This is a genomic window from Mesorhizobium sp. M0894 (assembly GCF_040319725.1).
In the GTDB taxonomy this organism is placed as follows: domain Bacteria; phylum Pseudomonadota; class Alphaproteobacteria; order Rhizobiales; family Rhizobiaceae; genus Mesorhizobium.
The window spans coordinates 1-15,093 of record NZ_JAMYOG010000022.1; the positions used below are offsets into that span (position 1 = coordinate 1).

At 62.8% G+C, this 15,093-nt stretch carries 15 protein-coding genes; 9 read left to right on the forward strand and 6 right to left on the reverse strand.

Annotated features, from left to right (window positions below; translation table 11 throughout):
* Positions 1-287: 287 nt before the first annotated feature.
* A complete protein-coding gene (mnmE, locus tag NKH91_RS28110; RefSeq protein WP_352845438.1) occupies positions 288-1,616 on the reverse strand; it encodes a tRNA uridine-5-carboxymethylaminomethyl(34) synthesis GTPase MnmE in 1,329 nt (442 codons plus the stop codon).
* A gap of 59 nt (positions 1,617-1,675) precedes the next feature.
* Here mnmE and NKH91_RS28115 point away from each other — a divergent pair, with 59 nt between their 5' ends.
* Positions 1,676-3,694, forward strand: coding sequence for a thioredoxin domain-containing protein (locus NKH91_RS28115; RefSeq protein WP_352845440.1), 2,019 nt, complete (start codon positions 1,676-1,678; stop codon positions 3,692-3,694).
* A 183-nt stretch (positions 3,695-3,877) separates the two neighbouring features.
* Here the strand turns inward: NKH91_RS28115 and rho are convergent, their stop codons facing one another.
* From rho to hemE, 3 genes are all read right to left on the reverse strand, one after another.
* Entirely contained in the window at positions 3,878-5,143 is a 1,266-nt protein-coding gene (gene rho / locus NKH91_RS28120; RefSeq protein WP_023718755.1) for a transcription termination factor Rho, read from the reverse strand.
* Between the two features lie 161 nt (positions 5,144-5,304).
* A complete protein-coding gene (hemJ, locus tag NKH91_RS28125) occupies positions 5,305-5,847 on the reverse strand; it encodes a protoporphyrinogen oxidase HemJ (RefSeq protein WP_084642637.1) in 543 nt (180 codons plus the stop codon).
* A gap of 5 nt (positions 5,848-5,852) precedes the next feature.
* Positions 5,853-6,881: a uroporphyrinogen decarboxylase gene (hemE, locus tag NKH91_RS28130; RefSeq protein WP_352845441.1), complete on the reverse strand. Its 1,029-nt coding sequence runs from the start codon at positions 6,879-6,881 to the stop codon at positions 5,853-5,855.
* Positions 6,882-7,282: 401 nt separating this feature from the next.
* Here hemE and NKH91_RS28135 point away from each other — a divergent pair, with 401 nt between their 5' ends.
* From NKH91_RS28135 to dnaQ, 5 genes are all read left to right on the forward strand, one after another.
* Positions 7,283-8,101: a pyruvate, water dikinase regulatory protein gene (locus NKH91_RS28135; protein ID WP_023718758.1), complete on the forward strand. Its 819-nt coding sequence runs from the start codon at positions 7,283-7,285 to the stop codon at positions 8,099-8,101.
* 170 nt (positions 8,102-8,271) lie between these two features.
* Positions 8,272-8,871, forward strand: a complete 600-nt coding sequence (locus NKH91_RS28140) for a Maf-like protein (protein WP_352481329.1) — start codon at positions 8,272-8,274, stop codon at positions 8,869-8,871.
* Positions 8,864-9,706: a shikimate dehydrogenase gene (locus tag NKH91_RS28145; RefSeq protein WP_352885424.1), complete on the forward strand. Its 843-nt coding sequence runs from the start codon at positions 8,864-8,866 to the stop codon at positions 9,704-9,706. Before NKH91_RS28140 ends, NKH91_RS28145 begins: the two co-directional genes overlap by 8 nt.
* On the forward strand, positions 9,703-10,305 hold the full coding sequence (gene coaE / locus NKH91_RS28150; RefSeq protein ID WP_352592217.1) for a dephospho-CoA kinase: 603 nt from the start codon (positions 9,703-9,705) through the stop codon (positions 10,303-10,305). Before NKH91_RS28145 ends, coaE begins: the two co-directional genes overlap by 4 nt.
* An 84-nt stretch (positions 10,306-10,389) precedes the next feature.
* Positions 10,390-11,109, forward strand: a complete 720-nt coding sequence (gene dnaQ / locus NKH91_RS28155; RefSeq protein WP_023718762.1) for a DNA polymerase III subunit epsilon — start codon at positions 10,390-10,392, stop codon at positions 11,107-11,109.
* 271 nt (positions 11,110-11,380) lie between these two features.
* Here the strand turns inward: dnaQ and secB are convergent, their stop codons facing one another.
* Both secB and NKH91_RS28165 read right to left on the reverse strand, forming a co-directional pair.
* Entirely contained in the window at positions 11,381-11,881 is a 501-nt protein-coding gene (secB, locus tag NKH91_RS28160; protein ID WP_023718763.1) for a protein-export chaperone SecB, read from the reverse strand.
* Between the two features lie 113 nt (positions 11,882-11,994).
* Positions 11,995-12,486 carry an FxsA family protein gene (locus tag NKH91_RS28165; RefSeq protein ID WP_023718764.1) on the reverse strand — a complete coding sequence of 164 codons (492 nt, stop codon included), beginning with the start codon at positions 12,484-12,486 and terminating at the stop codon, positions 11,995-11,997.
* A 198-nt stretch (positions 12,487-12,684) separates the two neighbouring features.
* Between NKH91_RS28165 and NKH91_RS28170 the strand changes: the two genes are divergently transcribed.
* The 3 genes from NKH91_RS28170 to NKH91_RS28180 are packed head-to-tail and all read left to right on the forward strand — an operon-like array spanning position 12,685 to position 15,055.
* Positions 12,685-13,392, forward strand: a complete 708-nt coding sequence (locus NKH91_RS28170; RefSeq protein ID WP_023718765.1) for a Tim44/TimA family putative adaptor protein — start codon at positions 12,685-12,687, stop codon at positions 13,390-13,392.
* Between the two features lie 23 nt (positions 13,393-13,415).
* Positions 13,416-14,522, forward strand: coding sequence for a murein transglycosylase A (mltA, locus tag NKH91_RS28175; protein ID WP_352481332.1), 1,107 nt, complete (start codon positions 13,416-13,418; stop codon positions 14,520-14,522).
* Positions 14,519-15,055, forward strand: coding sequence for a Smr/MutS family protein (locus tag NKH91_RS28180; protein ID WP_352481333.1), 537 nt, complete (start codon positions 14,519-14,521; stop codon positions 15,053-15,055). Before mltA ends, NKH91_RS28180 begins: the two co-directional genes overlap by 4 nt.
* Positions 15,056-15,093 lie beyond the last annotated feature (38 nt).

Here is a 15,093-nt window from a genome sequence, read left to right on the forward strand (position 1 = left end):
TGCCGCCCACAAGCTTGGTGCCTAGAAAAGCCTCCGCCAAGCTCAACTGGCCCGTCTGCTTCACTGCCATCGCGATTCCCTCAGACCGTCCACCTCAGAGAATCACAATCAGCGAATTACGCAACAGGCCCACACGGGGAGAAGGCGAGAGCCGCACTAACCCCTCAACCTGCAGCACCTGCGACATTTGCACAGCGAATCGTTTCACGTGAAACAATGCCCTCCACTGACCGCCCAGCGTTTCACGTGAATCACTGGGGCGTATTCTTCCCAATGTTTCACGTGAGTCACTTGCCGATACAGAATTGCGAAAAGATCACGTCGAGCATATCCTCGACATCGACCGCGCCGACGATCCGTCCGAGCCGATCCGCCGCCAGGCGCAGTTCCTCGGCGCGCAATTCCTGTCCGCGGTCACTACTTGCCGCTGCCGCAAGCAGGAAGCGTTTTGTCTCATTGAGCAGCTCGACGTGCCGCAGCCGCGACGGCAGGATATCGCCGGCCTGGCCGATCTGCGCTGCGGCGTGCCGCCCGATCTCGTCCAGCAATTCGGCCACTCCCGTGCCGTCCTGCGTCGAGATAGCGATATCGCAGTGCGCCGCGGGCGAGGGTGATTTGCCCCTCAGAAGATCAACCTTCGTTCCGACCCTCAGCGCCGGAATGGCGCCCGGCAGCACACCGATCGCCATTGGCTCAGCCATATCCTCAAGCAGCAACAGCAGGTCCGCACTGTGCGCCTTGGCCCTGGCCTTCTCGATGCCGATCGCCTCGATCTTGCCGGGCGCCTCGCGCAGACCGGCGGTGTCGGTTACCCGGACCCGCACCCCTTCGAGGTCCAGCACCACCTCGAGCAGGTCGCGGGTCGTGCCCGGCTCATCGGTGACGATCGCCGCCTCGCGCCGCGCCAGAGCGTTGAACAGGCTGGATTTGCCGGCATTCGGCGCACCGAGGATGACGACTTCGAACCCGTCGCGAATGATTTCGGCAGCGCGGAAGCCGGCGACATGGCGCTCGATCTCGGCGATCATGGCCCGCACGTCGGACCAGACTGTGTCGGCGACCGAACCCGGCACGTCGTCCTCGTCGGCAAAATCGATCTCGGCCTCGATCATCGCGCGGGCGTGGATCAGCCGTCGGCGCCAGCCCAGATAGAGTTCGCTCTGCACGCCTTCGGCATTGTGCACGGCAAAGCGCCGCTGCGCCTCGGTGTCGGCATTGATGAGATCGGCCAGCGCCTCGGTTTCGACCAGATCGAGCTTGCCGTTGACAAAGGCGCGGCGGGTGAATTCACCCGGCTCGGCATGCCTGACGCCGTCGAAGGAGGTGATCGTTTCCAGCATCTTCGCCACGACGGCGCGTCCGCCATGCACATGGAACTCGGCAACGTCCTCGCCGGTAAAACTGTCGGGACCGGCAAAGAAGACGACCGGGCCGCTGTCCAGCACCGATCCGTCCGGCGCCCGTAACTTGCGATAGCTAGCAACGCGGTTCGGCACGGCCGATCCGGCAATCGTTTCGACTACGAATCGACTCTGCGGCCCCGAAATTCGGATCACCGCAATGCCGGCCGGCAGGCGCCCGCTCGACAGTGCCACGATGGAGTCTTTTGAAATCATTTGCCCGCTCTGCCGAAGCGCCCTAGCTATGCCTGTTCAATCCACCATCGAGTTGCGCCGTGACATTGCCTGCACAAAACCTGCTTGCCGAAGAGGCCAGTCCCTATCTGCAGCAGCACAGCGGCAATCCGGTGCACTGGCGGCCATGGTCGCCTGCCGCTCTGGCCGAAGCACAGGCGCTGCAGCGTCCGATCCTGCTGTCAGTCGGCTACGCTGCCTGCCACTGGTGCCACGTCATGGCGCATGAGAGCTTCGAGAACGACGGCGTCGCCGCCGTCATGAACCGTCTCTTCGTCAATATCAAGGTCGACCGCGAGGAGCGCCCCGACATCGACCAGATCTACATGGCGGCGCTGTCCTCGATGGGCGAGCAGGGCGGATGGCCGCTGACCATGTTCCTGACGCCGGACGGCAAGCCGTTCTGGGGCGGCACATACTTCCCTCGCGAAGCCCGCTACGGGCGCCCGGGCTTCGTCCAGGTGCTGGAGGCGGTCGACAAGGCTTGGCGGGAGAAGAAAGAAAGCGTTAACCAAAGCGCCGACGGTTTGACTACGCATGTCGAGGCGCGGCTGGCGGGCAGCCATGCCAAGGCCGTACTCGACAGCGACACGCTAGCGAAGCTCGCCAACGGCATTGACGGCATGATCGACCGCGAGCTGGGCGGCCTGCGCGGCGCACCCAAATTCCCCAACGCGCCGTTCATGCAGAGCCTCTGGCTGTCCTGGCTGCGCGACAGCACCGCAGCCCATCGTGACGCCGTTCTCCTCAGCCTCGAAAAGATGCTGGCCGGCGGCATCTACGACCATGTCGGCGGTGGCCTCAGTCGCTACTCGACCGACGCCGAATGGCTGGTGCCGCATTTCGAAAAGATGCTCTACGACAATGCCCAACTCGTCCGGCTGTGCAATTGGGCCTATGCGTCAACTGGCAAGGAATTGTTCCGGTTGCGAATCGAAGAGACGATTGCCTGGCTGTTGCGCGAAATGCGGGTCGAGGGCGGTGCCTTCGCTGCCAGTCTCGATGCCGACAGCGAAGGGGAAGAAGGGCTGTTCTATACCTGGAGCAAGGATGAGGTCGAGCTTGCCCTTGATGACGAATCAGCATTGTTTTTCAACTACTTCACACTTGCCGACCCGCACGGCTGGGAGGGCAAGCCGATCATCCGCCAGACAGAAGCCCAGCAGACGCAAAGTGTGATCGACCGCCAACAGCTCGTCCCGCTGAAAGAAAAATTGCTCGCGGCGAGGGCACAGCGCATCCGGCCAGGGCGTGACGGCAAGGCACTGACCGACTGGAATGGTCTGATGATCGCAGCGCTTGCAGAGGCCGGGCGATCGCTTGGCCGATCCGACTGGATCGTAGCGGCGGCAGCAGCCTTTGCCGCCATTGCGGCTGCCGGGCGCGATAACCGTCTGTCGCATTCCATGCTCGGCGCAAAGAGGCTGTTCCCGGCTCTTTCGAGCGACTATGCCGCCATGACCAATGCGGCGGTCTCGCTGTTCGAGGCGACCGGCAATCCCGACTATATCGATCGCGCCGGGAACTTCATTGAGCAACTCGATCTCTGGCACCGGTACAGCGACAAGACCGGCTACTATCTGACCGCATCGAACAGCACGGATGTGCCGATCCGCATCCGCGGCGATGTCGACGAGGCCATTCCTTCCGCCACTGGGCAGATCATCGAAGCCATGGTCCGATTGTCGTCGCTGACCGGCGATCTCGAACTCTGGGAAAAAGCCTGGACAGTCGCCGAGCATGCGGCCGGGCGGGCGGAGCACCAGCCCTATGGCCAGGCAGGAATCGTCAATGCCTGTGCCCTGGCGCTCGAACCGCTGAAACTGGTGATCGTGGATAAACCCGAGAATCCAAGGCTTGTTCCGGTTGCGAATCGAAATCCGGACCCACGTCGGGTGGACATCGTCGTGCCTGTTGGCTCGGCGACAAATCTGCCGGCCTTGCCGGGCGGCGTCCTGCCGCCAACGGCCGAGCCCGGCGCCTGGCTGTGCACGGGGCAGGTCTGCCTGCCGGTGGTAACGGAAGCTGAAGAGCTGGAAGGGTTATTGCGCCGAAGATAGGATTCGTAATCCTATGGCGAAGCAAGGAGTGAAGCGACGCAGCGCAGACCATAGGATCCATGCCGTGACTTTCGCGCGCTGCAACGGCGCAAATTCTGCTCCGCTGCTTTCTCCGGTAGAGCTCACGGCATGGATCCTCGGGCCAAGCCCGAGGATGACGAAGGCAACGGCCAGCCCCCAACCCTACGTATTCATCGAATCGAAGAAGTCCGCATTCGTCTTGGTCTGCTTGAGCTTGTCGATCAGGAACTCGATGGCATCGGTAGTTCCCATCGGCGCCAGGATGCGGCGCAGCACGAAGATCTTCTGCAGATCCTGCTTGGAAACCAGCAGGTCTTCCTTGCGGGTGCCGGACTTCAATATGTCCATGGCCGGATAGATGCGCTTGTCGGCCACCTTGCGGTCGAGCTGGATTTCGCAGTTGCCGGTGCCCTTGAACTCTTCGAAGATGACTTCGTCCATGCGGCTGCCGGTGTCGATCAGCGCGGTGGCGATGATGGTCAGCGAGCCGCCTTCCTCGATGTTGCGGGCGGCGCCGAAGAAGCGCTTCGGCCGCTGCAGCGCGTTCGCGTCGACACCGCCGGTCAGCACCTTGCCGGATGACGGCACGACGGTGTTGTAGGCGCGGCCGAGACGCGTGATCGAATCCAGCAGGATCACCACGTCGCGACCGTGCTCGACCAGGCGCTTGGCCTTTTCGATCACCATCTCGGCAACCTGGACATGGCGTACCGCCGGCTCGTCGAAGGTCGACGAGATCACCTCGCCCTTCACCGAGCGCTGCATGTCGGTAACCTCCTCCGGCCGCTCGTCGATCAGAAGCACGATCAGATAGCATTCCGGATGGTTGGCGGTGATCGAGTGGGCGATGTTCTGCATGAGAACCGTCTTGCCGGTGCGCGGCTGCGCATTGATCAACGCACGCTGCCCCTTGCCGATCGGCGCGACCAGGTCGATCACGCGCGGCGAGATGTCCTTGGTGGTCGGATTGTCGATCTCCATCTTCAGCCGCTTGGTCGGATAGAGCGGCGTGAGGTTGTCAAAGTGGATCTTGTGGCGGATTTTTTCCGGATCGTCGAAATTGATTGTGTTGACCTTGAGCAGCGCGAAATAGCGCTCGCCCTCTTTCGGGCTGCGGATAGGGCCTTCAACCGTATCGCCGGTCTTCAGCGAAAACCGCCGGATCTGCGAGGGTGAAATATAGATGTCGTCGGGACCTGGCAGATAATTTGCGTTGGCCGAGCGCAGAAAGCCAAAGCCGTCCTGCAGCACTTCGACGACGCCGTCGCCGATGATCTCGATATCCTGTGCCGCCAGCTTCTTCAGGATCGCGAACATCAGCTCCTGCTTGCGCATGACGCTGGCGTTCTCGACCTCGAGCGATTCCGCATAGGCGATCAACTCTGGTGGTTTCTTGTTCTTGAACTCGGTGAGTTTCATTTCTTGCATGGACGGACTCTGAATGAGCTTTGGGAAAAATATCGGCGGGATGCGACAAATGCCGGGCGCGGCCGAAAGCGATGACGGGCGGCGCATGACGGGAAGGAAGACCCGTCTTTTATCGTCGGTCGGGTGAAAGAGCAAGCCGCCTTTTGCGGGCACCGAATACGTCAGAATGGTTTCACGATAACCAGGACGACGATGACGACCATCAGCAAGGTGGGGATCTCATTGACGATCCGCCAGTGCCTTGCCGGTTTTTCATTGCGGTCTTCGGCAAATTTCCGGACGGCGCCGGCGAAATAGCCATGCACGGCCGACAGACCCACCACCGCAGCGATCTTGGCATGCAGCCAGCCGCCTTGAAAACCAAAGCCTTTCCAGGCGAGCCACAGGCCGAACGCCCAGGTAATCACCATCGCCGGATTGATGATGCCGCGCAGCAGGCGGCGCTCCATTACCTTGAAGGTCTCCGACTGGACGGAGCCTTTTTCGGCATCGGCATGATAGACCAGCAAGCGCGGCAGATAGAGCATGCCCGCCATCCAGGAGATGACGGCAATCACATGGATCGCCTTTGCCCAGGGATAGAAATCATCGGGCCCGAAGAGAAACAGCAGCCCGGCCAGCACGAGGAAAATGGCGATCGCGATTGCCGCGCGGCGCGTCGCCCCGCTACCGCTGTTCGTGCTGTTCGCATTGTCTGCGCCCATCATCGTCACGACGCGCTCCGCACCAGTTTGACCATCTGCTCGACATGCGCGAGCGGCGTCTCCGGCGTGATGCCGTGGCCGAGGTTGAAGATCAGCGGCCGGTCCCCTAACACCTTCAGGATCGCCCCCACGCCGTCGGCAAGCGCCTTGCCGCCGGCCACCAGCCGCAGCGGATCGAGATTGCCTTGCACGGCGCCGTCACGCTGCAATTCCTTCGCAGTCGACAATGGCACGGTCCAGTCGAGGCCCAGCCCGGTCACGCCGGTCGTCTGGCGATAGCTCCAGTAGTGATCTCCGGCGCCTTTGGGAAAGCCGATGATCGGAACGTCGGGATGGACAGCCTTCACCTGCCGGACAATCTCGGCCACCGGCCGGACGCAGAACAACTCGAAAGACGCTTCGTCGAGCACGCCGGACCACGAATCAAAGATCTGCACCACGTCGGCGCCGGCTTCGATCTGCCGGATCAGATAGGCAGCCGAATGATCGGCGAGCACTTTCAGGAGCCGAAGAAAGGCCGCCGGCTCGCGATAGGCGAACAGCCTGGCCGGCGCCTGGTCGGGCGTACCGTGGCCGGCAATCATGTAGGTCGCCACCGTCCAGGGCGCACCGCAGAAGCCGATCAGCGTCGTTTCATCAGGCAGTCTGGCGCGCAATCGCCGCACCGTCTCGTAGACCGGCTCGAGATTCACGTGAAACGTTTCGCCGTCGAGAGCCTCGATCTCCGCAGCCGAGATCGGCGTCAACAGCGGGCCGCGTCCTTCCTCGAAGCGCACGTCGCGGCCGAGCGCATGCGGCACGACAAGGATATCGGAAAACAGGATCGATGCGTCGAAGCCGAAGCGTTCGATCGGCTGCAGCGTCACTTCGACGGCGAGATCCGGGTCGTAGCAAAGATCGAGGAACGATCCGGCCCGTCTCCTCGTCTCCCGGTATTCCGGCAGATAGCGGCCGGCTTGGCGCATAATCCAGAGCGGCGGCGGAAACGCTGCCTTGCCTCTCAACACGTCCAGCACGATCCGGTCTTGAGGCATTGAGCGCTCGCCTTTCCAGGCTTCCCTATAATTAAATATTCTATTTTTAGGAATCTTATGATTCTAAGAGTCTGTTGGTTGTGGTGGTTGTCTCCTGTCCCGCTTTGCCCTGGAAAAGACCAGCCAGCATATTGTCGCGCGCTTCTCCAACGGGATTGCAGGACTTTGTGGAAAGCCGGGAATTTCCGACTGGAGTCAATGCGTTGCCGCCAGGCCAAGGAACTTGCCCCTGTGGATGAAGCGAAGGCAAAAAGCTCCGTCCCCGGACTTGTCCCCAACCGCCCGAAGAAGCCGACAGCACATCGAATTGTGGACAAACCGGCATCTGATACAGTCGCTTGGCGGTGGCCGAGTTTTCCGCCCGGCTTATCCACATCGGCCCACAGCCTGGAATGTATCCTGTGAACAAACCGCAGAGCTTCTTTCACCTTCACCTGATTTCCGACGCCACCGGCGAAACGCTGCTGGCCGCCGGCCGCGCCGCTTCCGCGCAATACAAGGATGCGCGCGCCATCGAACACATCTACCCGCTCATCCGCACCGAAAAACAGGTGACGAAAGTGTTCGAGGACATCGAGGAGGAGCCGGGCATCATCCTCTACACCGTCGTCGACCAGAAGCTTGCCCGTGGCATCGATGAACGCTGCGCGGCGATGGGCCTGCCTTGCGTCTCGGTACTGGAGCCGGTGCTGACGGTGTTCCAGTCCTATCTCGGCACGCCGGCCGGCCGCCGCGTCGGCGCCCAGCATGTGCTGGACGCCGAATATTTTCGCCGCATCGACGCGCTCAATTTCACCATGGAGCATGATGACGGCCAGCTGCCGGCCAATATGGACGATGCCGACATCGTGCTTGTCGGCATCTCACGCACCTCGAAGACGCCGACCAGCATCTATCTCGCCAATCGCGGCATCAAGACCGCCAACATCCCGATCGTGCTCGGCGTGCCGGTGCCGGAAAGCCTGGTCTACGCCAGGAGGCCACTGATCGTCGGCCTGATCGCCACTGCCGAGCGCATCTCCCAGGTCCGGCAGAACCGCGTTCTCGGCAACAGCGCCTACGAGCCGACCGATTACGTCGACCGCGCCGCGATCGCCGAAGAGCTCGCCTACGCCCGCCAGATCTGCACACGGCATGGCTGGCCGATGATCGATGTCAGCCGCCGTTCGATCGAGGAGACGGCGGCGGCTATCGTTGCCCTGCGCGGCAAGACGCGCTAGGGCGTGTGATATTCAGGTGATGCCGGCCTACAAACGGCGGCTTCCTGCGCTTCCGGTGCTCACGTACGAAAAGTACGCTCCGCTCCGGTTCTCGGAAACCACTATTTTCGGCTCGGCCTGACCTGAATCTCGACACACCCTAGTGAGCGCCAGGAACGGGGGCGAAAAAAATGGCCGAAAAAATCATCCTGGCCTCGGGCAGCCCGTTCCGCAAGGCGCTGCTTGTCAATGCCGGAGTTGTGGTCGAAGCGGTTCCGGCTTCTGTCGACGAACGTGCGCTGGAGGCGCCGCTGCAAAATAGTGGCGTGTCGCCGGAGGACGTCGCCCTGGTGCTTGCCGAGGCCAAGGCCACCGAAGTCAGTGAGCGCAAGCCCGGCGCCCTGGTGCTTGGCTGCGACCAGACGCTGTCCCTCGGCGACGAGCTGTTCCACAAGCCGGCCGACATGGAAGGCGCACGCCGTCATCTGCTGGCGTTGTCGGGCAAGACGCATCATCTCAACAGCGCCGTCGTGCTGGCCCGTGACGGCCAGGTTCTGTGGCGGCATGTCGGCATCGCCAGCCTGACCATGCGCAAGCTCGATCCGGCCTTCATCGGCCGCCATCTGGCGCGCGTCGGCGCCAAGGCGTTGTCCAGCGTTGGTGCCTACCAGATCGAAGGCGAGGGCATCCAGCTGTTCGAAAAGATCGAGGGCGACTACTTCACCATTGTTGGCCTGCCGCTTTTGCCGGTGCTGGCCAAGCTGCGTGAGCTCGGGGCGATCGATGGCTGAGGCCTCGAAAAAAGCCTTCGTCACCGGCCACCCGATCGGCCATTCCAGGTCACCGAAGATCCACGGCTACTGGCTGGCGAAATACGGCATCGACGGCGTCTACGAGGCCATTGACGTTGCGCCAGAAGCGTTTGCCGAATTCCTGCAAACGCTGCAGGCACAAGGCTATAGCGGCGGCAACGTCACCATCCCGCACAAGGAGGCCGCCTTCGCATTGGCGGCGCGCCGCGACGACGCGGCCGAACAAATCGGTGCGGTCAACACACTGTGGTTTGAGGATGGCGAATTGTGGGGCGGCAATACCGATGCCCATGGCTTTGCCGCCAATCTGGACGAGTATGCACCGGGTTGGGCGGCCGACGGCCCGGCCGTTGTGCTCGGTGCCGGCGGTGCCGCTCGCGCGGTCATCCATGCGCTGAAGCAACGCGGCGTCAACGATATCCGCATCGTAAACCGGACGCTTGCGAGGGCGCAGGAGCTGCGCGACCGCTTCGGTGCCGGCGTCTCCGCCCATGGCATGGCGGCGACCGGCGAGTTGCTCGAAGATGCCGGCCTGCTGGTCAACACGTCAGCGCTCGGCATGCATGGCAATGAAGGCCTGTCCGCCGATCCGGGCAGACTGCCCGACCGCGCCATCGTCACCGACATCGTTTATGTTCCGCTGGAAACGCCGTTGCTCGCCGCAGCCAGCGCGCGCGGCCTCAAGACCGTCGATGGGCTCGGCATGCTGCTGCACCAAGCGGTGCCCGGCTTCGAGCGCTGGTTCGGCACCAGGCCGCAGGTCACCGCCGAACTGCGGCAAATGATCATTGCCGATATCGGCGCGAAGCCATGATCGTGCTCGGCCTCACCGGATCGATCGGCATGGGCAAGTCGACCACGGCAAAGATGTTTGCCGAGGCCGGCGTGCCGGTCCATGATTCCGACGAGGCCGTGCATCGCCTCTATGCCGGCAAGGCCGCCCCCATGGTCGAGGCGGTCTTTCCCGGGACCACCCGATCCGGTGCGGTCGATCGCACAAAGTTGGCCGAACGGGTGCTCGGCGATGCCGCCGCGCTGAAACGGCTGGAAGCGATCATCCATCCGCTGGTCCGTGCCGACGCCGATGCCTTTCTGGCGCAAAATCGTGCCGCCGGCGCGCCACTTGCCGTGCTCGATATACCGCTGCTGTTCGAGACCGGCGGCCGCGATCGCGTCGACAAGGTTGTGGTCGTCACCGCGTCGGCCGAGATCCAGCGCGCCCGCGTGCTGGCGCGCCCGGGCATGAGCGAGGAAAAGTTTGCGTCGATCCTGGCCAGGCAGGTTCCCGACGCCGAAAAGCGCCGGCGCGCCGACTTCGTCGTCGACACCGGCCAGGGCTTTGACGCCGCCCGCGCGGCTGTCAATGCGATCGTCGCCGAACTAGTCGGGGATAAAGCAGCCAGTCCGGGTTAAGAGGCTTGCAGCCCACATTACTTGTTGCCATTTTGTTCCGGGTGTGATTCGGCTAGAATGACGCGGAACCAATGGACTGATTCGATGCGTGAGATCATCTTCGATACGGAAACCACCGGCCTCGACACGCGCGAGGACCGCGTCATCGAGCTTGGCGGCATCGAGCTGGTCAACCGCTTTCCGACCGGCCGCACCTTCCACAAATACATCAACCCACAAGGCCGCCCGATTCATCACGAGGCGCAGGCCGTGCACGGCATCAGCGCCGCCGATCTTCAGGGCAAGCCGACTTTCATGGAGATCGCCGAGGAGTTCCTGGCCTTCATCGACGGCGCCAAGCTGGTCGCCCATAATGCCGGCTTCGACATCGGCTTCCTCAACCTCGAATTCGGCCGGCTTGGTCATCCGGCCATCGATCCGGGACGGATCGTAGACACGCTGGCGCTGGCGCGCCGCAAGCATCCAATGGGTCCCAATTCGCTCGACGCGCTCTGCCGCCGCTATGGCATCGACAATGGCCGTCGCACCAAGCATGGCGCGTTGCTCGATTCTGAATTGCTGGCCGAGGTCTATATCGAGCTTATCGGCGGCAAGCAGGCCAGCCTCATCCTCGACAGCATCATGACGCCGGCGGGCGGACGACAGAATGTCGACGATATCGACATTTCGATCGGCGTCAGGCCCATCGCCTTGCCCTCGCGCCTGACCGATGCCGAGCGCGCAGCACACGCGGGCATGGTTGGCAGCCTCGGCGAAAAGGCGCTTTGGCTGCGCATCGGCCGGGAAGCGAGTTCCGCGGCATAGTGATTTTGAGCGGAGTGATCCGTCGCCCCCTCTGTCCTGCCCTTTTAGCCACCACTTGGCATCTCCCCCTCAGTGGGAAAGATTGGCAGTCCCAGCGCCTCGCTCATTCCTGCGACGATGAAGGATTGGCGAAGGCTGACGTGAAGTTCCGATCTCCCCACTTAAGGGGGAGATGGCCGGAAGGCCAGAGGGGGCACTGTCCCGCCAGCGGCTCATAAAAAAACCCGGCGCAAGGCCGGGTTTCTCAAACGCTATCGAGACACAAACGCCTTCAGCTCACCTTGACCTTGGCGGCGGCCTGGTCCTCGGCCAGCTTCTGCTGGAACATCTGCGCGAAATCGATCGGGTCGAGCATCAGCGGCGGGAAGCCGCCATTGCGCGTTGCCTCGGCAATGATCTGCCTGGCGAACGGGAACAGCAGCCGCGGGCATTCGATGAACAGTATCGGCAGCATGTGCTCCTGCGGGAAGCCGCTGATGGAGAAGACGCCGCCATAGACCAGTTCGACATTGAACAGCACTTCCTGGTCGAACGATGCCTTGGCATTCAGCGTCAAATTGACGTCGAACTGCTTGTCCGAAAGCGGGTTGGCGTTGACGTTGACGTTGATGGCGATGCCGGGGGCCTTGTCGCGGCCGCGCAGCGAGTTTGGCGCGCCGGGGCTTTCGAAGGACAGGTCCTTCACATATTGCGCAAGCACGTTGAGCGAAGGCTGCTCCGCATTTCCATTACCGTTGGCTGCGCCGGTCGGGGCGTCGTCGTTGCTGGCCATAAGCTGTGATCCTTTTGCCTGGGCAGCGTTGCTGACCGGATTGAAATTCGGGCGTTCGCTATCATGGCCGGCACGACAAGACAAGTTTGCAAAAGACGCCGGTTGCCTTGCGGCTACTCGTCCTTGAGGCGGCGCCAGGGAGAGTCAGGCCCGCGCGCATGGTCGTCGGCGCGCGAATAGTCGCCGTCGTCGAGATCGATGGTCTTGCCGCGTTGCCTTGCCCGCAAACCAACGCCGAAATCGGTGGCCAGCACGATGCGGCCTTTCAGCATCCGCCAGGCAAGATCGCGCACCGGTGGCAGGAACAGTAGAATGCCGAAAATATCCGAGATGAAGCCGGGGATGATCAAAAGGATCGCGGCCAGAACGATCATGGCGCCGTGCGCAAGCTGGCGGCTCGGATCGTGGCCGGCATCCATTTCGGCACGGACCCTGGCCATGACGCCAAAACCCTGGTGTCGAAGGAGCAAGGCGCCGGCGACGCTCGAGGCCAGCACCAGCCCGACCGTCGCCAGCGCGCCGATCTGGCGGCCGACAATGACGAAACCGGCTATCTCCAGCAGCGGAAGCGCAAGAACAAACAGGGGAAGCAGCGAGATACGCAAATCTTGACCGATCGTTTCGATGTTTTGCCGGCCGGCGAGCAATCGCCGCTGGCACCAGAGCTGTTAGATAGGTATGGCTGCCTTTGATTTGAATGATTGCGCCATGCGTTCTATATGCTTTGGATACTGAACGCTATGTGATCGCGGCCCTTGCTTGGCCGCTGGTCCGGCCAAAGCAGGGATTGATTGGCGCAAGATATGGGCTTCTTCGACTTCGGCACAATTTTCTTTCTGATTGCGGCGGTGGTGATCTTCTTCCAGCTGCGCAACGTGCTTGGCCGACGCACGGGCAACGAACGCCCGCCCTTCGATCCATATACGGCAGGGCGCAAGAACGACAAGGATGCCGCCCAGAAACCCGAGAACGTGGTTTCGCTGCCGCGCAAGCGGCTGGCGGGAGAGCCGGCGGCCGATGCCTATACGGCGATCGACGCCTTTGCCAAGCCCGACACAGATCTCAACCGGGGCCTGCGGGCGATCAAGGACAATGATCCGACCTTCGACCCGAAGACCTTCGTCGACGGCGCCAAGATGGCCTATGAGATGATCGTCATGGCCTACGCCGATGGCGACCGCAAAACCTTGAAGAACCTTTTGTCGCGCGAGGTCTATGACGGCTTTGTCGCGGCCATCGGCGACCGCGAGGCAAAAGCCGAAAAAATCCAGTCCTCCTTCGTCGGCATCGACAAGGCCGACATCGTTTCGGCCGAGATGAAGGGCAGCGAGGCGCACATCACGCTGCGCATTGTCAGCGAACTGATTTCAGCGACCCGCGACAAGGCCGGCGCCGTCATTGACGGCGATCCCGAGACCGTCGCCGAGGTCAAGGACGTCTGGACCTTCGCTCGTGACGCGCGCTCGCGCGATCCGAACTGGAAGCTCGTCGCCACCGAAGAAGAAGACTGAACTGGACGGCGGCGGGGGCTGTCGTGTCGCTTTCTCGAGTCTTCAGCGAAAAGTCCTTTGGCGAATTGCCGGGCTGGGACGAGGACGACCAACTCCCTGCCTTTGACGCCTTTCGCCGCTCGGCCTTTCATGTCCTGACGAAACCCTACCGCTCCGGCGCGCTCGGCGTCGATTTCGGCGCCTTTGCCGAAGCCTATGCCGCAGCGCGCACCGTTTCGCCGGCGAATCGGTTGGAGGCCCGAAGCTTCTTCGAGCGCTACTTTGTGCCGGCCCATATAGGGGCGGAAAACGGCGGCCCAGGCCTCGTCACCGGCTTCTACGAGCCGGAGGTCGACGCCTCGCCGGTGCGCACGCGACGATTTTCAGTGCCGTTGCTAACCCGCCCGGCCGACCTTGTCGACATCGACGATGGCAATCGTCCTTCCGGCATGGATCCTTATCTTGCCTTCGCTCGTGCGGCGCCGAACGACCCGGTCGAATATTTCGACCGCGGCGAGATCGAACGCGGCGCGCTCGCTGGACAAGGCCTGGAAATCGCCTGGCTCGCCGACAAGGTCGATGCCTTCTTCATCCACGTGCAGGGCGCGGCGCGGCTCAACATGACCGACGGGGAGCTTTGCCGCGTCACCTATGCCGCCAAATCCGGCCAGCGCTTTACCGGACCGGGCAAGATCCTGAGCGACGAAGGCGAGATCCCGCTGGAAAAAGTGACGATGCAGTCGATCCGTGCCTGGCTCAAGGCGCGTCCGGAGCGCGTCGACGAGATCCTTTGGCGCAACCGCTCCTACATCTTCTTCCGCGAGATGGGCGTCGACGACCCGGAGCTCGGCCCGGTCGCTGCCGCCAAGGTGCCGCTGACACCCTGCCGCTCGATCGCCGTCGACCGGCTGCTGCACACGTTCGGCACGCCCTTCCATATCGATGCGCCGTCGCTGACCGCCTTCGACGAAAAACCGTTCCGGCGGCTGATGATCGCACAGGACACCGGCTCAGCGATCATCGGGCCGGCCCGCGGCGATCTGTTCGCTGGGTCGGGCGATGCGGCCGGCGAGATCGCCGGCGTTATCCGCAACGCCGCCGATTTTTATGCGCTGATCCCCCGGCCGCTGGTTTCAGGAGCAGACCGATGACCCGGCGCATCGACAGGCTGAGCGAGGACGACCGGGTCCTGTGGAACCTGGTGGCGCGCACGGCAAAGCCGCTGAAGGGCAAGATCGCCGTCGATATTCCCAAGCTTGGGCCGGAGATCGACGAAACCAGGCAGGTGCCGCCGCCGGCACAGGTCGCGGGCAATGCTGCCGCGGTCGCGAAACCGAAGGCGCAGCATGTTTCCCACGCACTCGACGAACCGACGCTGGACAAGCTGTCGAAGGGCCGGCTGCCGATCGAGGGCCGCGTCGACCTGCATGGCCTGACCCAGGACGAAGCCTATTCGCTGCTGTTTTCCTTCCTGCACCGGGCGCATGCCGGCGGCATCCGCTATGTCCTGGTAATCACCGGCAAGGGCTCTTCGTCGGGCGGCGACGGCGTCTTGCGACGCGCCGTGCCGTCATGGCTGTCGACGCCCGCCTTCCGGCCCCTTGTCTCCAGCCACGACCATGCCGCCCGCAATCATGGCGGCTCGGGCGCGCTTTACGTCCGTCTGCGGCGGGCGCGCTCTTGAGGATGCGCCCATGAGGATGCGCCAATGAGGATGTGCTC